General features: G+C 42.0%; 14 protein-coding genes and 2 other RNA genes. 10 read left to right on the forward strand and 6 right to left on the reverse strand.

The genetic code is table 11. The annotated features are described in order from the left end of the window. Nucleotides 1–148 precede the first annotated feature (148 nt). The 3 genes from mfd to A6J60_RS03245 form a co-directional block, all read right to left on the reverse strand. A complete protein-coding gene (gene mfd, locus A6J60_RS03235) occupies nucleotides 149–3,928 on the reverse strand; it encodes a transcription-repair coupling factor (RefSeq protein WP_193778017.1) in 3,780 nt (1,259 codons plus the stop codon). A gap of 403 nt (nucleotides 3,929–4,331) precedes the next feature. Beyond that, nucleotides 4,332–4,847 (reverse strand): ribonuclease E activity regulator RraA, encoded by a 516-nt coding sequence (rraA, locus tag A6J60_RS03240; protein ID WP_096066447.1) that lies wholly within the window; start codon nucleotides 4,845–4,847, stop codon nucleotides 4,332–4,334. A gap of 156 nt (nucleotides 4,848–5,003) precedes the next feature. Beyond that, nucleotides 5,004–5,711 carry an NAD(P)H-binding protein gene (locus A6J60_RS03245; RefSeq protein WP_096064713.1) on the reverse strand — a complete coding sequence of 236 codons (708 nt, stop codon included), beginning with the start codon at nucleotides 5,709–5,711 and terminating at the stop codon, nucleotides 5,004–5,006. A 642-nt stretch (nucleotides 5,712–6,353) separates the two neighbouring features. Here A6J60_RS03245 and rpsF point away from each other — a divergent pair. The 6 genes from rpsF to A6J60_RS03275 all read left to right on the forward strand — a co-directional run bounded on the left by rpsF (nucleotide 6,354) and on the right by A6J60_RS03275 (nucleotide 10,106). Beyond that, nucleotides 6,354–6,749 carry a 30S ribosomal protein S6 gene (gene rpsF / locus A6J60_RS03250; protein ID WP_096064714.1) on the forward strand — a complete coding sequence of 132 codons (396 nt, stop codon included), beginning with the start codon at nucleotides 6,354–6,356 and terminating at the stop codon, nucleotides 6,747–6,749. 26 nt (nucleotides 6,750–6,775) lie between these two features. After that, nucleotides 6,776–7,003: a 30S ribosomal protein S18 gene (gene rpsR / locus A6J60_RS03255; RefSeq protein ID WP_019672669.1), complete on the forward strand. Its 228-nt coding sequence runs from the start codon at nucleotides 6,776–6,778 to the stop codon at nucleotides 7,001–7,003. Nucleotides 7,004–7,022: 19 nt separating this feature from the next. Then, entirely contained in the window at nucleotides 7,023–7,535 is a 513-nt protein-coding gene (gene rplI, locus A6J60_RS03260) for a 50S ribosomal protein L9 (protein ID WP_096064715.1), read from the forward strand. A gap of 214 nt (nucleotides 7,536–7,749) precedes the next feature. After that, nucleotides 7,750–8,107: a transfer-messenger RNA gene (gene ssrA / locus A6J60_RS03265) on the forward strand. 324 nt (nucleotides 8,108–8,431) lie between these two features. Next, entirely contained in the window at nucleotides 8,432–9,313 is an 882-nt protein-coding gene (locus tag A6J60_RS03270; RefSeq protein ID WP_127891428.1) for a HEAT repeat domain-containing protein, read from the forward strand. A 151-nt stretch (nucleotides 9,314–9,464) separates the two neighbouring features. Next, entirely contained in the window at nucleotides 9,465–10,106 is a 642-nt protein-coding gene (locus tag A6J60_RS03275) for a DUF2939 domain-containing protein (protein WP_096064717.1), read from the forward strand. 150 nt (nucleotides 10,107–10,256) lie between these two features. Here the strand turns inward: A6J60_RS03275 and A6J60_RS03280 are convergent, their stop codons facing one another. Both A6J60_RS03280 and ffs read right to left on the reverse strand, forming a co-directional pair. Further along, complete coding sequence (locus A6J60_RS03280; protein ID WP_096064718.1) at nucleotides 10,257–11,441, reverse strand: CinA family nicotinamide mononucleotide deamidase-related protein; 1,185 nt, start codon at nucleotides 11,439–11,441, stop codon at nucleotides 10,257–10,259. A 257-nt stretch (nucleotides 11,442–11,698) separates the two neighbouring features. Beyond that, nucleotides 11,699–11,795: signal recognition particle sRNA small type (ffs, locus tag A6J60_RS03285), an RNA gene on the reverse strand. Between the two features lie 394 nt (nucleotides 11,796–12,189). On the opposite strand from ffs, the gene A6J60_RS03290 reads away from it, so the two are divergent. Continuing rightward, nucleotides 12,190–12,936, forward strand: a complete 747-nt coding sequence (locus A6J60_RS03290) for an SIMPL domain-containing protein (protein ID WP_227526043.1) — start codon at nucleotides 12,190–12,192, stop codon at nucleotides 12,934–12,936. A 188-nt stretch (nucleotides 12,937–13,124) separates the two neighbouring features. On the opposite strand, the gene glnA is transcribed toward A6J60_RS03290, so the two are convergent. Further along, nucleotides 13,125–14,534 carry a type I glutamate--ammonia ligase gene (gene glnA / locus A6J60_RS03295; protein ID WP_096064720.1) on the reverse strand — a complete coding sequence of 470 codons (1,410 nt, stop codon included), beginning with the start codon at nucleotides 14,532–14,534 and terminating at the stop codon, nucleotides 13,125–13,127. A gap of 852 nt (nucleotides 14,535–15,386) precedes the next feature. On the opposite strand from glnA, the gene A6J60_RS03300 reads away from it, so the two are divergent. The 3 genes from A6J60_RS03300 (at nucleotide 15,387) to trpC (ending at nucleotide 18,118) form a co-directional block, all read left to right on the forward strand. Then, a complete protein-coding gene (locus A6J60_RS03300) occupies nucleotides 15,387–15,962 on the forward strand; it encodes an anthranilate synthase component II (RefSeq protein ID WP_096064721.1) in 576 nt (191 codons plus the stop codon). 86 nt (nucleotides 15,963–16,048) lie between these two features. Further along, nucleotides 16,049–17,164, forward strand: coding sequence for an anthranilate phosphoribosyltransferase (trpD, locus tag A6J60_RS03305; protein WP_096064722.1), 1,116 nt, complete (start codon nucleotides 16,049–16,051; stop codon nucleotides 17,162–17,164). A gap of 90 nt (nucleotides 17,165–17,254) precedes the next feature. Then, the gene (gene trpC / locus A6J60_RS03310) at nucleotides 17,255–18,118 is read left to right on the forward strand and encodes an indole-3-glycerol phosphate synthase TrpC (RefSeq protein WP_096064723.1); all 864 of its coding nucleotides are present in this window, start codon (nucleotides 17,255–17,257) and stop codon (nucleotides 18,116–18,118) included. Nucleotides 18,119–18,174 lie beyond the last annotated feature (56 nt).

Genomic DNA, 18,174 nt, shown 5'->3' on the forward strand with positions numbered 1-18,174 from the left:
ACTATATAATATACGCATATTAAATGACAGTTATATTAAGCAATAAAGACAGTTTGCAGACAGGGTGACCGTTATGGATTACAGTTTTTAGACTACAGTTATAGATAAAAGCTACAGAATATGGTCACCCTTTAAAACGCGAATTGATTTAGCCCTCTTGGTTTACATGTTTAGAAAAATGGGTTAACAAGTCACGCACCACTGTTACCCTCTGCTGCGGTGTTTCAAGCTTATCGGGGTTGGTATATCGTATTCCTGATGCCCCATGCATTCGATAACGATTGCCATCTGATTGGATTAACTGAATGATAGCTAACGCATCGACTGGTGTATCTGGTGCAAACTCTAACACCACACTATTAGATGTCGCATCAATCTTATAAATGGCCAGTGGCTCAGCTTGTACACGCAGCTGATGAATCGCAAACAGCTGCTTGGTCTGATCTGGTAAGGCACCAAAACGGTCTATCATCTCAGTGCGAATATCAGTCAGCACGTCTTTGTCTTGCGCATTACTAATACGCTTATAGAACAATAAACGCTGTGGCACGTCATTGACATAGTCTTCTGGAATCAAAGCCGAACAATGCAAATTAATATCACTGGTTAACGACAGTGGCGTATTTAAATCAGGCTCTTTTCCTGCCTTAATGGCCTTAGTTGCGCGCTCCAGCATATCCATATACAGACTAAAGCCGATAGCTTGCATATTACCGCTTTGCTGTTTGCCCAATATCTCGCCTGCACCACGAATCTCTAGGTCTTCGCTCGCCAGCATAAAACCTGCCCCTAGCGTATTGGCACGCTCAATCGCAGTCAGACGCTTTTTGGCATCGCCTTTAAGCCCTTTAATAGAAGGCACAAGTAGATAACAGTATGCTTGATGGTGACTACGACCCACACGGCCACGCAGCTGGTGCAACTGCGCCAAACCAAACTTATCAGCACGTTCAATGATAATGGTATTGGCGTTTGGCACATCGATACCGGTCTCAATGATAGTGGTACAGACTAACACGTTAAACTTTTTATGATAAAACTGCTGCATCACCTGCTCAAGACCACGCTCATTCATCTGACCGTGTGCCACACCAACACGAGCTTCAGGCACCAATTCACGGATATTTTCTGCCATTCGCTCAATACTGGCCACATCATTGTGCAGCAGATACACCTGACCACCACGTAATAGCTCACGCAAGATAGCCTCTTTCATCAGCTGATCTGTTTTTTGCATCACAAAAGTTTTAATCGCTAAGCGGCGTGCTGGCGGTGTGGCAATAATCGACATGTCACGCATGCCAGTGAGTGCCATATTCAAGGTTCGTGGAATTGGAGTTGCTGTCATAGACAAGCTATCAACATCGCTTTGTAAGGCTTTAATACGCTCTTTATGACGCACCCCGAAGCGGTGCTCTTCATCAACAATCATCAAGCCAAGATTGGCAAACTTAACGTCTTTTTGCAGTATTTTATGAGTACCGATAACGATATCGACTTTGCCATCAGCTAAGTCTGCCAGCACCTGATCTTGATATTTTTTGCCGCCAAAACGTGACAAGGTTTCAACCCGAATCGGCCAATCAGCAAAGCGGTCCTTAAAGTTGTCTTCGTGCTGACCAGCCAGCAAGGTCGTCGGCACCAATACAGCTACTTGATAGCCACTGTTAACCGCAATAAATGCAGCGCGCATGGCAACTTCTGTCTTACCAAAGCCGACATCACCACAGATCAGACGATCCATCGGTTTATTCTGCTTCATATCATGCATGACAGCATCAATTGCATTGGCCTGATCTGGGGTCTCTTCAAAGGCAAATTGACTGGCAAATAGCTCGTACTGCGCAGTATCTACTTTAAAGTGAATGCCCTCTTTGGCCTGTCGACGTGCCTGCATATTAAGCAGCTCAGCTGCGACATCATGGATTTGCTCTAACGCTTTTTGCTTGGCCTTATCCCATTTACCACTACCAATTTTATGCAGTGGTGCCAACGCAGGGTCTCCGCCACTATAGCGACTGATAAGCTGTAGATTGGCAACTGGCACATAGATACTGGCATCATCAGCATACTTTAAATGAATAAACTCTTGCTCGCCCTCACCGACATCAATGGTGACCAGTCCATGATAGCGACCGATGCCTTGATCGATATGCACCACAGGGCTACCCTCGGTAAGCTCGGTGACACTCTTAATCAAGAATTCTTCTGACACATCACTCTGACGACGTCGACGCGTTTGCAACACTTGTCTACCAAACAGCTGAGTCTCACTAATGATAGACAACTGCTGATAGATGACAGCACCACGTTCAATCGGCGCAATGGTCAGGCCAACCGTTGGCTTAGCACCCTCTGCTGTTGACTGTTGTTGATATAAGGGGCTGTGAAGAAAGTCATGAAAGCTATCAAAAGTTTTTACATTCAGCTTATCCTTAAACAGCTCGAGTAAGATTTCACGGCGACCAGCCGTTTCTGCTACTACCAATATCGGACGCTGTGTTTGGCTTTGATTTTCGGTATCTATCTGATTCGCAGCATCTGTCTGCTTAACGGCTTCGATTAGTGCCTGCTCGGCCTCCGCTTCGCCCCAGTGACCACTGGCATAGGTAAGCAGCTCTGCTAACGGCTCAGCTTTTTGATGACTCACTGGCAGCTCTGGTGTGTTCAGTGCAGGCAAACGCACCTTACCAGTTTGCGAAATATCCGCACTGGCTAAGTCTTTCTGGCTTAAAAGGATTCGAGGATAGTCATTTAGCTTTTGATTGACCTCATTACTGGGCAAATACAGCAGCGTTGGATCCAAGATAGGCTTATCAATATCGTGACGGCGCTCTTCATAGCGACGTTGTATTTGAGACCAATAATCGGCTTGGGTTTCTGCACTATTTTCATCAATGATAAACAGCGCATCTTTAGGTAAATAGGAGAATAAATGACCAGTTTGATTCCAATCCTCTAACTCAAAAAACAGCGGCTGATAATACTCAAGACCACTGCTGGCAATACCGGCCATGACATCTTTGTGCAGCTCAAATTTTCGACTGCTCACTTTCGGGAACATGGCAGCAAAGTTGGTACGGAAAGTCTCTTTACCGTCTTCAAGCGGAAACTCTTTGGCCGGCAAGATTTGAAACTGAGTAATCGGCTTAGACACATCTGGCAGCTTATGCAGCAGCGATAAAGATTCTACGGTCAGATCGTGGCGACTGGCAGTATCTGCATCAGATTGACCAGCTACCAAGTCAACCAGCGTTTGAGTCGATAAGGTGCGCTGGGTCTGAGGATTAAAGAAGCGGATGGTTTCAATTTCATCATCGAATAAATCCAAACGCAGTGGAAATGGCTGACCCATCGCAAAGATATCAATCACACTACCACGAACCGCAAACTCACCTGGCTCAAACACATTATCAACCGCACGATAGCCTGCCGCGGTTAACATTTCACGCTGCGCTTCAATATCGAAGATATCACCGACACTCAAGTCAAAGTGCTGGCCAATCAACCAGCTTGGCGGTGCCATGCGCTGCATTAGGGTTTGAATGCTAATGAGTAAAATGCCACTTTTAGGCATATCAGTCAGAAGATTGATACGCTCACTGACAATGTCTTGATGCGGTGACAGCTCGTCATAGGTCAAAGTTTCCCAGTCTGGGAATACATAGGCATCAACACCGCAAAACGCCAATTCAGTTTCAATTTGATTGAGCTGATTTTGGTCCTTGGTGACCACCACTTTTAAGCGATTGGCAACATCAGCGACCGGGCAGTTGGATAAGCTTGCTAACCACAGGCTACCTGCTGCACTATGCGCAGGATATAGCCAGCGCCGCTGCGCATTGTCTATTGGAAATAATTGCTCATTAACAGCAGTAAACATCTTGGTAAGCGGATGCGCAGGTTGGTTAGGCGTTAGTTTCGGCATGATATTGTGACTTTTATCCTTTTTTATAAAAAATAAGACGCTAATCTATTAAAATCAATAAGGTATTAATAATGATAAAAATAACATTGTATAAAACAACGAAAGCAAACTTAACTATTTCAGTTAATACGAACTAGCACTTCAGGTATAACAAACGAAAACCATCTAAAATAAACAGGCAGGTCATTCATTTGAATAAATAGCAAAACTGACAGCAAAAACATGTCATAAAAAAAGAAAACCACAATTTAGGGACATACCCTTTGGCATACCCCTAACCGTATTAATTTTCTGTATTAACTATTTCAATGGTTATTTAATAGTCACTTTTAGTAGTGAGTTTTATATAGTCACTCTTTTATGTGACAAGTACTCTAATCCACTGGCTGTTTTCAAAAAACCTTTATAGCAGTGGCTTATCGCTGGCAATGATACCGTTGTTATCCGCATACACATGCATGCCTGAATTTAAAGTCAAATCACCAAAGCTAATTTCTAGATCTGTCTGACCTTCACCGCGGCGGGTTGATTTGCGAGGGATACAGCCCAATGCCATCACACCGATATCCATCTGTGCCATATCATCGACATCGCGCACACAGCCATAAACAATGACACCGGCCCAACCATTATCAATGGCTGATTGAGCAATCATATCTCCAAGCAGTGCACAGCGCATTGAGCCACCGCCATCAACAACCAGCACTTTGCCGTCACCATTGGCATCACGTCCGTCACTATTTAACAGCTCTTTAACACGGCTATTGTCTTCAAAACATTTAACAGTGACAATCTCACCGCAAAACTTATCTTTACCGCCAAAGCTATAAAAAGACTTGCCTTCGATGTTAGGCAGGCATACTTGGCTTTCAGGGTTGGCATCTAATAGATCACAAGTTACAAAGTCAGTTTTGGTCATGTTAGTCATGGCTATTTATTCCCTTATATAGTTGTTCGTTATTGACTGTCGTTAGTTATAAAACTAGATATAAAGTTGGATATGATGTTGGTTAACTTGAGCTAAAACATCATTGATAAAACGATACGTATCACTACCGTTTATAACAATGATAGTTTAAAGCTGCGTCATTGTCAGCAGCTGTTTATTGTCAATCACAGTGACCTGGTTCGGCTGCTCAGCATACCTATCTTGTTTGATAAACTTGTGACGCTCGTGCAAATCTTGCGCACACAACACCATTGCTGCTGCCACACGCTGTGCTTCAATAGGTCGATATTTCATTGTTTTTGGTACCAAAGGCGAGAACAATTTGTACGCCGCCTGAGCACCATTTTCTAATAGACGACCTTTGTGCTTACCTAACAATAAAGAAGGACGGAAAATCAATAACTGCTTAAATCCAAGCGCGCGCACATCGGTCTCAAGCTCTGCTTTGACTCTATTGTAAAAAAACCGGCTGTCACTGTCCGCGCCTAATGCTGACAATAAAAAGAAGCGCTGCACCCCTTTTTCACGGCAACTGTTAGCAAAGCTTAAATTGTAATCGTAATCAATACGTCTGAAATCTTCTTCACTACCGGCCTGCTTCATGGTAGTACCCAAACAAGTGAAGGCATCAGTATCGGCACCAATAGCGATACCCGACATGACCTCTTCTAAGTTGCTAAAATCACCCAGTTGATAAAACTGCATACTGGCTGAAATGTGCTCAGGCGGCTTTCTTGCGATAATAATCAAACTGTCGTACATCAAACTAAGCTGGCGAACCAAATGTCGCCCTACCAGCCCTGTTGCGCCTATTACTATGGCTTTACGCTTCATAAATGATACCTATTTGATAACGTGATATCGTCATACTTACAGCACGAATACCTTGGATGTGGCCTGATAACCACAACTGACTTTTAAATTTATATAACCACATAGCGCAGGATAATTAAACAAGCAGCTTGTATTTTTTTATTACAAAGCCTGTTTAAACCCTTAACAACCCTACGCTTAAATACTTTTCAAACTGTTCTTATTGAGTTTTAACTTGGGTCATCATTAAATATTATGTTGTGTCACGAAAGCTCTATAACTGGTCTTAAATGATTTTAACCTACGCCAAAACTGTCGAAATATTATAATTTTTAAACGGGCAAAATTGTCAAACTATCACCCCTGTCACTGTGATGTTCTCAAGAGCTTAACGAATAGCAGCAGATTACTGTAAACATTTTTCACTAATGGCTCAATCAGTTATTGGCTCCTGAAATCATTTGATACAAAGCTTGTCAAAAGCTGGTATAACTGGTATAATCCCGCGCTTTATAGCAATAAGTAAATTATTTTGTTATTGTTCTAATTCTAAAACAATAACAGCTATTTATTTCACCGTAGATGCACCTTATTCTGCATCTGCTATAAATCTCCTTGCTGTTGACATGGGGTCAATGGCTACTAATCCGTAAGGAGTCTTAAATGCGACATTACGAAGTGGTGCTTATCGTACACCCTGACCAAAGCGACCAAGTAGTCGGAATGGTTGAGCGATATATCAAATTAGTTCAAGACAACAATGGCATGGTTCATCGTCTTGAAGACTGGGGCCGTCGTCAGTTGGCGTATCCAATTAACAAAATCCATAAAGCACACTATGTTCTATTTAACATAGAGTGTGATGGTGACACTCTAGCAGAGCTTGAAGAGCTATTCCGTTATAACGACGCTATTATCCGTAGCCTAGTTGTTCGTCGTGAAGACGCTATCACTGAGCCATCTCAACTAGCGAAAAGTGCTGATGAGAAGCGTGCTCGTAAAGCGCCTCAAACCGACAACGATCAGGATAATGAGTCTAACGACGATTCTGACGACTAATTTAAGCTCATTTAAGGAGAAGATCCATGGCACGTTTTTATCGCCGTCGCAAATTTTGCCGTTTTACCGCTGAAGGTATTACTCACATCGACTATAAAGATGTTGAACTATTAAAACAATACATCAGTGACAATGGTAAAATTGTTCCTAGCCGTATCACTGGTACGTCTAACAAATATCAGCGTCAATTAGCAACTGCTATCAAACAAGCTCGTTACTTAGCATTGCTTCCATACACTGACAACCATAAGTAAGCCAACTTAGGAGTGACTCATGCAAGTTATTTTATTACAGCGTATCGTCAACCTTGGTAAACTTGGCGAAACTGTGGATGTAAAAGCAGGATACGGTCGTAACTACCTTATCCCACAAGGTAAAGCATTACCAGCAACACCAGCAAACGTTGAAAGATTTGAAGCACGTCGTGCTGAACTTGAAGCTATCGAAGCTGAAGAGTTAGCCGCTGCTCAAAAACGTGCTGAAGCATTAACTGACGTTAACGTTATCATGCGCGCTAAATCTGGTGAAGACGGTAAACTATTTGGTTCTATCGGTACTCGCGACATCGCTGATGCCCTAACCAAATCAGGTCTTGAAGTTGACCGTTCTGAAGTTAAACTACCAGAAGGTACTTTACGTCAAGTTGGCGAATACAATGTTGATATCCAGCTACACCACGATATCTTCGCTAACATCCTAGTAACCATTCTTTCTGAAGATGGTAACGTACAAGCAGCGACTCAGCAGCAAGAAGAGCAACAAGAAGCCGCTGAAGAAGAAGAGTAATTCCTTCTTTTTAAGTACGTACTAAGATATAAAGTACAAATAGACTGGTTGTAATTAAACCAGTTGAATAAAAAAGTCAGCTTCGGCTGGCTTTTTTAATGTCCAAATAAACCTATTATGTCTATAAGAGTATGCATATGAGTGCTGGCATAGCACAGTTATCCGCTCTATCTTGCATAGTAGGCAATATTTATGTATAATGTCTCGTTCCATTGGGGATGTTCTGGCTTCGACGCTGGTGATGAAACTCAATGATGCATGTCGAGAGTATATGTCCTCTCGTAAATCAAACATATATTGTTATAGTCGCAAACGACGAAACTTACGCTCTAGCAGCTTAAACCCTGCTTACTCCTCTGCCCTTTACCCATAGTGGGTTAGACGAGTTGAAGCGCACGCATATGGGTTCGCTCAAATATCTGCCTTAGGTATTTGGGTTCAAACTTAAAGGATCGCCCTATCCAACCTGACTGTCGGTTCGGTGCGGGTTAAAACCAAAGACAGACCCTAAACATGTAGAGTCATGAGCGTAGTGCTGGCGGACGCGGGTTCAACTCCCGCCATCTCCACCAAATATTGTAAGTGATATAAGTATATAAAATTCAGCCCCTCGATTGAGGGGCTTTTTTTTGCCATCAATTCGGCTAAGAATTTTGTTAACTCATTGTTTTAACTGGTTTTAATATAACAACGCAACACCCTTCCAATATAATCAAACCTTTAATACTGGTGACCATCTATAGTTAACTCATATTTTAAAATACCGGTTATTTAACCAACTATTCTAGTTCTGAGCAATAATTGTTGGTATTTTTGTTGGTAGTGGCCGTTAAAAGCTATGACACTCTGTTATTATCGATAGTTAAAAGTCAAAATACCAAATTCTAAGGACAGATATGCTATCGCTTTCAAGAATGATATTAACCCCCTTATTGTGTACCAGCATGCTATGCAGCATCAGCAGCCATGCAAATACAGACAATACCCGTGCGTTGCATATAACACCAGAGCCTGCGGTTGTCGCTCAATGTCATGCACAGCATCAAGCACCTACCCTACCTATCATAAAACGTAGTCAGCCGCTAGTTGTGAATAAAGAACACGCTGAAGGCTTAGAGAAAGGGCACCGATTTGCGCAGAAGTATATCTTATCGACGGATCCCACTGACCCGCCACATCGCTTTTATTTTGGTTCTGATGATGAGTTTGTTGCTTTGCTTGGGACGGATAGTTTTTCATTAGAAGAGGCGACACACTTTTTGTCAGGCTTATATCGAGCCTATATAACAGGGGAATATATACCTAGAGATGATGATGAAGCGATCATTTATTTGTCCAGAGTTATCGATTATTGGGAACTAGAAAATCCTGGCAACATATCAGGTTTAGCCTATCTTGTCGCTGTGTACTCCTTAACAGACAGTGATGATTTTGCCTTATTGGAGGGTAATGATGCTGTATTATCCGATACTGATGCCTCATTTGATGATGAGCTTGAAAAGAGTTTGTTCGCTATACTTGCAAAAGCCGGCTCTAAAGATGCTCAGGCGGTACTCATAAAAGAGATGTTAAAAGACAGTGATCCTACTTGTCGTGAGGTTTTAATATCTGATTTGATCGCCTTGGCTGATAAAGGCAGCCCTAAGGCCATCGATATTCTTGCCGACACCTATGAGGCGCTAAATAATGAATATCCAAATCAATATGAGAAGCAGATGGATTATTGGCAACAGCAAGCTAAAAAGTTCCCTGTTGTTAACAATACAACTCGGATCTAGCCCAACGTCATTCACACTCATATTTGCATTAATCTGATGCTTTGTTTTAAACAAACCAATCTTAATAACCTGTTTAAATTTTGCTAAATACTCACTTTATTTTATAATATGTTTCTTTATTTTACTAAAAATTAATATTTAGGGGATAAGTGTGAAGAAACCTTTTATATGGATTGCTGCTATTGTTGTCATTATTGCCGCCTATTTATATGCCTCACCTTATTTGGCGTTAAGAAGCATTAAAAATGCAGCCTTAGAAGGCAATGCTGACGTGTTGTCAGAACATATTGACTTTCCAAGCGTCAAACAAAGTCTAAAAGATCAAATCAATGCTCAGCTGATGAAAGAAGTGGCTAAAGAGGACGCAGATGGTTTTGAAGCATTAGGTGCTATGCTAGCGACTGCGATGATAGACCCTATTGTTGATAGCATCGTTACTCCTGAAGGTATCGCTATGATGGTGCAAGGCAAAGAACCTTTGCAGCAAGATGACGCTGAAGACGAGTCAAAAGACGCTACAGAAGCAATGGAGGCTGAGCTTAACCCCAATATAGACTACAAAACAGGCTATGTTAGCTACAAGACCTTCAAAGTCACTTTATCTAATAAAGACCATGATGGTGAACCTATGGACATCATCATGCGCCGTGATGGTTTAGGTTGGAAGGTAACACGTATCGCTCTACCAGCCGATACTTTTGATAATAATGGATCAGAAATTGACGATGCTGCAGATTTAGCATTAGAGGAAATGTTTGATTTTGGCGAAGATGAATCGCTAAGTTTGAATTAAAAACCAGTGACTAATCATCACAATACATAAATTATCTAAATGAATAAAGGAGCGTGTTCTAGCAACACGCTCCTTTTTTTGGTACTAACTATTAAACATTTAAAGTTATAAGTTTTATGATAACTCTATTGCGTTAACACTCTTATAGGTTTAAGACTTATAAGCCTGCAAAAACAGATATATCGCTGTCTTAGCAGCTCGGATATGTACTGCCTGTCGATCACCAATAAAGGCGCGCTCAATCACTGAGGTTTTACCATTCACGCACAAACCAATAAAGAAGGTTTTGGTCGTCTTACCGGAAGCCGTACTGGCTGAAGGTAAGTCATGACAATGGAACAGGCCAATCGCATTGCTTAACTGTCCATCATTTACAAATTGCGCAAAGCTGTCTTCGACCATCTGCTGATTGAGTGGCGGCTGCATACGCTTGATGGCACTGAGTTGGACATTATCGTTGGCATCGTCCCAGTGTAATACTTTATGAGTCAAATAAGCAGTTGTATTGACTTCTAGCACACCAAAGTCGGCAATCTGTTGCTGTCCGAGCACTTGCTCTAGACTTTCATTATCTTCACTATATAAGTGATCGGCCAAATGCTGCTTAATGTCATCAATAACCGGGATAAACTGAGCCTCGGCCTGCTGCTCACTATTTGCTTTAACCGATAAGCGTACAGTGACCTCACCAATATTGGCATAAGGCGCAACTGACACTGCGCCTTGATTGCTAATCAAGTCTTTTAAACTATCGGCTACAGTCGACTCACCAATACCGCCGAACTTAAGATATTTAGAGTACAGCTTGGTACGGTCGCCTAGCAGCTCATCTAATACTGGCTTAAGCTCATGCTCAAACATGTATTTCATTTCTCTTGGCGGCCCAGGCAACACCGCATAATAGGTCTGTTGATGCTGATATAAAAAGCCAACCGCTAGTCCGACGTCATTTTTTAATAATTGACTGCCCTCAATGGTATTGGCCTGTCTTTTGTTAGCAGCTACTAAAGACTCATGTCTGTCTTTAAATAACTCTAGTATCTTTGCCTCTGCATCAGGATCTAATACCAACTTAGCGCCTGTAAATTCAGCAATGGCATCTTTGGTTAAGTCATCATCAGTAGGCCCTAACCCACCACAGCAGACGATTAAGTCTGAACGTGCGCTGGCGATGCTTAACGCATCTTTGACTCGCTCCATGTTGTCACCGACCACGCCCTGAAAATAGACATCAACACCTAAGTCTGCCAGCTCTTGCGCCATATACTGAGCATTGGTATTGAGAATTTGCCCTAATAATAATTCTGTACCAACGGCAATAATTTCCGCTTTCATATTGCGCTCCTGTTTATTTTATTGTTATTCACTATTATGATTTGATTCTTATTATCTACTTACTTTACAACAGGTCTGCCTTTGTAGTGTATCGTTTTTTTATTTAAATGGTATTGCAAACAAAAAAAAGACTTACCACATCATCAGCGGCAAGCCTTTTTATTTAATCAATTGGGTGTCTACGATTAATCATTATTTGAGTTTAAGCGATATAAACTAGGCTTCATTGAGGCCAAATTTTAAGCAAAAAAAGATGGCCCCACTAGCACATCCTCGGCACACAGTGTATCTACTACCGTTGCTACCTTCCGGTCCTGGCGGGGTTCATAGTACATTGTTGCGAGGCTACCAATGGAGCCACCAAGCACGTATTATAACCAAAAAATGATTATTATCAAGTGCAAAATTAAAATTAATGCGCCATAGCTACTTTAAACTAATCATACTGCTAGTAGCTCAGTATTTTTTAACAGCCTGTATTAACCTCAATAAGCTAATAAAAAACTCTCTAACGCTGATAGTTCTGTGGCGTCACGAGTTAGCGTAACATTATTCACAAGCGCTGAACTTACAAGACAGCTAATGCTTGCTACACTCAACTTATGTTGAAATAGCCATATGCTCAAATAGCTATACTTAAATAACCCAAGACTCCAATTATCCAAATATTTTGATTAAATAAAACCATAAGACCTATTAATAATAATACTCGATTAACAATAATCATTGATTAACAAAGGAATCCATTATGAAAACATTAACCTCAAAAAGCTCTAAGTTAACAAAGCTTTTGACCACCGGCACCATGACTGCATTGGCAGCGCTGGCATTAACCTCTCAAACAGCACAAGCAGAGCCCACTGGTTATAATCAAATTAGCTTTAGCGTTGACGCCTCTCAAGAAGTACAAAATGATGAGGTCACTGCTACTTTATACAAAAAAGCACAGGCCAGCTCACCAAAGTTACTGGCAACTGAGTTAAACAAAGCCATGAATCAGGCAATGAACACTGCCAAGCGTTATCCGAAAGTCATTGCAACCACAGGCTCACAAAATACCTATCCTCGTTACGATGATAACGGCAAAATTACAGGTTGGACTGGAACGGTTAGCATTGACCTAAAAAGTAATGACTTCGCCAGTGCCAGTGAACTGGTAGCGCAACTACAACAAAACTTAGTGGTGCAAAACATTCAGTTTGGTATTTCTGAGGAAAAGCAAAAGCAGGTTAAAAAAGAGTTGATTAAAAAAGCATCGCTTGAGTTTAAAGATCAGGCAAAATCATTGACAGAAACTTGGGATATGAGCGGTTACCAAGTGGTTAATGTATCCATTAATAGCAATGGCGGCTACTACCCTCGCCCAGTGATGATGATGCGTGACTCGGCAGCGACAAAAAGCAGCGCACCACCGGCTCAAAGCTTTGAAGGCGGCAACAGCCGTTTGAGCGTTACTGCTAATGGCACCATTGAGCTTATTCCTTGGATGCAGTAGTCCAGGCATTGATTTAAACCCTGCTAGTATTTTTTATAACAAATAGTATCTATAGCAAATACTCATCTCTAACAGAAAATCTCATTCAACAAAAAGCCCCAGTATCAATGGATACCGGGGCTTTTTTTTATCTATGTTATAACTAACACTAGCGGTTTAAAACTAAGTAGGTCTAAACCAAAAGCTGATTAGCAGCTGTAGTACATATCAAATTCAACAGGATGTACAGTGGTGTTTAGACGGCGTACTTCTTCTGTTTTCAGCTCGATGAAAGCATCTAACATATCTTTAGTGAATACATCGCCTTTTAACAAGAAGTCGTGATCGTCTTTAAGTGCTTGTAGAGCCACCTCTAAGTTCTCAGCAACGGTTGGGATAGAACCTTCTTCTTCTGGCGGTAAGTCATATAAGTTCTTATCTGCAGCATCACCTGGGTGCAGTTTGTTCTGGATACCGTCAAGGCCGGCCATTAGTAGCGCAGCAAAGGCTAAGTATGGGTTAGCAGTTGGATCAGGGAAGCGGGCTTCAACACGCACACCTTTTGGTGAGGTAACGTATGGGATTCGGATAGAAGCCGAGCGGTTACGCGCTGAGTAAGCCAACATGATAGGCGCTTCATAATGAGGTACTAGACGCTTATAGCTGTTGGTTGATGGGTTTACAATAGCGTTCAAAGCGCGGGCATGCTTGATGATACCGCCAATGAAGTATAACGCCGACTCTGATAGACCTGCGTATTCGTCACCCGCAAAGGTGTTAACGCCGTCTTTAGAGATTGACATATGCACGTGCATACCTGAACCATTATCACCAACCATAGGTTTTGGCATAAAGGTCGCAGTTTTACCAAACTGATGCGCAACGTTATGTACCACATATTTAAATTGTTGTACTTCGTCCGCTTTACGAACCATCGTGTTAAATGACACACCAATTTCTGACTGACATGAGGCAACTTCGTGGTGATGTACTTCAACACGGTCTGGACCCATAATGTCTTCTAAGCGCTCACACATAACTGCACGAAGATCCTGTGCGCTGTCCACTGGAGGTACTGGGAAATAGCCGCCTTTTACGCGTGGACGGTGACCCATGTTGCCCCACTCATAGTCATTATTGGTTGACCATGCTGCTTCTTCAGCAGTGATTTTTGAGGTTGAGCCAGACATATCAACTGACCATTTCACATCGTCAAATACGAAGAATTCTGGCTCTGGACCAAAGTATGCAGTATCACCGATACCCGTTGATTTTAAATACTCTTCAGCACGACGCGCGATTGAACGTGGGTCACGGTCATAGCCTTGCATTGTGGTTGGCTCAATGATGTCACAAGTCACAACCACTGTGGTTGCATCAAAGAACGGGTCGATAAATGCGGTTTCTGGATCTGGGCGTAAGATCATGTCTGAGGCTTCAATGCCTTTCCAGCCAGCGACAGATGATCCATCAAACATTTTGCCGTCTTCTAGGACATCTTCATCAATGGTTGAGGCAGGATAACTGATATGCTGCTCTTTACCGATGGTGTCGGTAAAACGAAAGTCAACCCATTTGGCGTTAGACTCTTTGATTAGATCGAATAATTTGTTTGACATTGTATGCCTCTCCATTAATTGTTCACAAAACGACTTTGTGACGGGTGTATAAGCGAAACTGGTTTTAAAAATGAATATGCTGTACTTTGGCTTAGCGCTTTATTGTTATCAATACTATGGTGTTATAAACGTTATCACATATAAAAGTATTTCGTTTTATGGCTTATGGCGTTATAAGAAGTATAGCGTTGAACAAATTGGTACATCATTTATATTTTATCAAAAATCAGTATAGGTGACAGTGGTTTAAAATCCTAGTATTAATTTAAAATCATACTGGCTTCAATGGCTGTCATTTAACTCACATTTAACTAACTGGCATCTGATACGGATTGATTTAATAACGGTACAGTGAATATACATTAATAACCAAGTTATAAATGATATTGCAAATGGCGTGCCAATTTAAAAAAATAAGGACCAAAAGTAAAAATAAGCGTCAAAATTAATTTAAAAAACAATCTAAAACAATCAATAAAAGACTTAGCCACTGTTTTGTATTAAATTATTGCACCACAGACAGCCTTCATTTGCAAAACCATGGCTGAAACTAAGTTTTTGCATGAAATAAGCAGCTGACCGAGTTGGTTAAACCCTCTGGATATCTATCAATTTGGTTGAACCATTATGGTCTATATATAGTATAGTTCAAAATAGGGCAAAATCAGGCGCTAGATTAACTAATTTGCACTATTATTGTGCACTGTATGTAACAAGTTTTCTATTTTAGTGCATACGCTTTTTTTAAATTACGGAAAACCGGCCTAAATCAACAGCATCAATATCACAAAACAATGATTTTATGCTGACAATTATTGCCCACTGACAATGACATATTAGTGACAACCCGCTATGATCTTATTATTAGATAACTATGACAGCTTTACTTACAATATCGTACAATATCTGCAGCAGCTTGGCGGAACGGTTAAGGTATGCACCAATGACAGTGTTGGGCTAGATGATATTGCTGCACTACAGCCACAGGCGATTGTATTGGGCCCAGGACCGGGTACGCCTGATGAAGCGGGTATTACCCTAGCCTGTATCGAGCACTTTGCCGACAAGCTACCATTACTGGGCATTTGCCTCGGTCATCAAGCCATCGCCCAAGTATTTGGCGCACGCGTTATATCGGCAGCACAGATTATGCACGGCCGCATCTCACAGGTACATCACGATCAGCAAGGGGTGTTTAAGGATTTACCCAATCCAACCCATTTTACCCGCTACCACTCATTGATTGTCGATCCTCACAGCTTGCCTGATACATTTCATATTAGTGGCTGGACGGATCAAGATGAGATTATGGCCATCCGTCATAAACACTTGCCTATAGAGGGCGTGCAATTTCATCCTGAATCGATTTTAAGCGATGCTGGATTACAATTATTGAATAACTTTTTGCAAGCACATAACCTAGTGTAAGGTGTGCGATGACTTGCAATAAACGCCAATCAGTATTAGATTGACTGACCTAACCCATCAACCGACAACGATAAGTTTATAACACTATGACAAATGACGCTGCTCTAAGAACATCTGATTTAAGTGATGAACAAATCCACGACATCTTGACCACTGCTTTAGGGCGTATCCTGCGCCGTATTGACTTAACACAGCAAGAGATGCGACAAATCATGACCATTATTATGGATGGTCGCTGTCCTGATGCCATGATGGGTGCCCTACTGACCGGGCTAAATATGAAAAGTGAGTCTATTGATGAGATTACCGCATCCGCCAGTGTGATGCTTGATTTTGCCAATACCATTGAGCCCAAAGGTCGTCAAAACTTGGTTGATATTGTCGGTACGGGCGGTGATGGCAGCAACTTATTTAACGTCTCAACCGCTTCTGCATTTGTAGCAGCAGCTGCCGGTGCCACAGTCGCCAAACATGGTAACCGAGGCGTCTCTTCTAAATCAGGTAGCTCAGACTTATTAGAGCAAGCTGGCCTCGATCTGAGTATTACCCCTGACCAAGCACGTCAATGTATTGAGCAGATGGGTATCGGCTTTTTGTTTGCCCCCAATCACCACACTGCGATGAAGCATGCCATCCCTGTTCGCCGTGCTTTAAAAGTACGCACTATTTTTAACATCCTAGGTCCATTGACCAACCCTGCCGGTGTTAAAAATCTAGTGGTTGGTGTATTCACTGATAATATGTGTGAACCGCTTGCCCACGTATTCAAAAATCTTGGCGCTGAGCATGTGATGGTTGTCGGCTCAAAAGATCGCCTTGATGAAATCAGTCTGGCGACTAGCACCAAAGTGGCTGAGCTAAAAGATGGCGAAGTGAGCGTCTATGATATCTACCCTGAAGATGCGGGTATTGAGTCGCAAACTTTGGTTGGCTTAGAAGTTAGTTCATCAGAAAAAAGCTTACAATTGATTCAGTCAGCCTTATCTGGAGCTGATAGCAATGACTTTGGCATTCCTCAAAATGTAGTAAACAAAGCGCGTGACATGATTGCGTTAAATGCGGGTGCCGCCATCTATGTGTCAGGACTTGCCAGCAATCTGCCGAATGGGGTTAATCAGGCACAAACCATTCTGCAAAGAGGTGATGCGCTACAAAAAATGCAGCAATTGGCTGAATTTACCCAAACCTTTAATCGCAATTAGTGGTTGGTAAAAGTTACTTACCCAAATATGAACCAAATTAATAATTAATAACGACTGAAATAACCAAACTATCTGATTAACGAGCCAATTATGACGCAGGATGCCATCCCCTCAATTTTACAAAAGATTGTTAATACCAAGCAGCAAGAAGTTGCACAGGCCAAAGCGGTTAAAGACATAGCGACTATTAAGGCTGAAGCCGAACAACTACTGGCTTCTGGCTCAGCACCGAGACGTGGTTTTGCCAATGCCTTAATTGCCAAGCAACAGGTTTCAAAGCCAGCTATTATTGCTGAGGTAAAAAAGGCCTCTCCTTCAAAAGGGATTATCTCGCCCAACTTTCAGCCAGCGTTAACCGCTGAACAGTATCAAGATGCTGGCGCTGCCTGTTTGTCAGTATTAACCGATGAGCAGTACTTCCAAGGTCATTCGCAGTATCTTGAGCAGGCCAAAGCCGCTTGCCAGCTGCCGGTTTTACGCAAAGACTTCATGATTGATCCGTATCAGATTTATGAGTCTTACTTGATGGGTGCAGACTGTATCTTATTGATTGTCGCCTGCTTAGATCAGCCTACATTACAGCAGCTGCATCAAGTGGCTTGTGATTTAGGGCTTGATGTACTGATCGAAGTACATACTCAGCAAGAGCTTGAGCGCGCGCTGCAATTGCCTGATTCAGTGCACAACATCTATGGTATTAATAACCGAGATCTCAACACCTTTAATACCGACCTGCAAACCTCCATTAAATTAAAAGCAGTGCTCGACAGTAATGCTTCTGAAGCTGCCACCCAGCCAAGACTGCTGGTGACCGAAAGCGGTATTCATAGCACTGAAGATATGCAACTGATGTTAGACAATGACATTGATTGCTTCTTAATTGGTGAGCAGTTTATGAAGACCGATAATCCGGGTGCGACGTTGGCCAACTTACTCAACAGCTTAACCAAATAGCTGACCATATAACTTAACCAAACAACTCAGAACTCGTTATTAATACAAACTATTTA

This window comes from Psychrobacter sp. FDAARGOS_221, from assembly GCF_002313155.2.
In the GTDB taxonomy this organism is placed as follows: domain Bacteria; phylum Pseudomonadota; class Gammaproteobacteria; order Pseudomonadales; family Moraxellaceae; genus Psychrobacter.

What these genes read in the sequence shown, in the direction of transcription:
- mfd (WP_193778017.1), bottom strand. Translation starts at nt 3,928, where the DNA reads ATGCCGAAACTAACGCCTAACCAACCTGCGCATCCGCTTACCAAGATG.
- rraA (WP_096066447.1), bottom strand. Translation starts at nt 4,847, where the DNA reads ATGACCAAAACTGACTTTGTAACTTGTGATCTATTAGATGCCAACCCT.
- A6J60_RS03245 (WP_096064713.1), bottom strand. Translation starts at nt 5,711, where the DNA reads ATGAAGCGTAAAGCCATAGTAATAGGCGCAACAGGGCTGGTAGGGCGA.
- rpsF (WP_096064714.1), top strand. Translation starts at nt 6,354, where the DNA reads ATGCGACATTACGAAGTGGTGCTTATCGTACACCCTGACCAAAGCGAC.
- rpsR (WP_019672669.1), top strand. Translation starts at nt 6,776, where the DNA reads ATGGCACGTTTTTATCGCCGTCGCAAATTTTGCCGTTTTACCGCTGAA.
- rplI (WP_096064715.1), top strand. Translation starts at nt 7,023, where the DNA reads ATGCAAGTTATTTTATTACAGCGTATCGTCAACCTTGGTAAACTTGGC.
- A6J60_RS03270 (WP_127891428.1), top strand. Translation starts at nt 8,432, where the DNA reads ATGCTATCGCTTTCAAGAATGATATTAACCCCCTTATTGTGTACCAGC.
- A6J60_RS03280 (WP_096064718.1), bottom strand. Translation starts at nt 11,441, where the DNA reads ATGAAAGCGGAAATTATTGCCGTTGGTACAGAATTATTATTAGGGCAA.
- A6J60_RS03290 (WP_227526043.1), top strand. Translation starts at nt 12,190, where the DNA reads ATGAAAACATTAACCTCAAAAAGCTCTAAGTTAACAAAGCTTTTGACC.
- glnA (WP_096064720.1), bottom strand. Translation starts at nt 14,534, where the DNA reads ATGTCAAACAAATTATTCGATCTAATCAAAGAGTCTAACGCCAAATGG.
- A6J60_RS03300 (WP_096064721.1), top strand. Translation starts at nt 15,387, where the DNA reads ATGATCTTATTATTAGATAACTATGACAGCTTTACTTACAATATCGTA.
- trpD (WP_096064722.1), top strand. Translation starts at nt 16,049, where the DNA reads ATGACAAATGACGCTGCTCTAAGAACATCTGATTTAAGTGATGAACAA.
- trpC (WP_096064723.1), top strand. Translation starts at nt 17,255, where the DNA reads ATGACGCAGGATGCCATCCCCTCAATTTTACAAAAGATTGTTAATACC.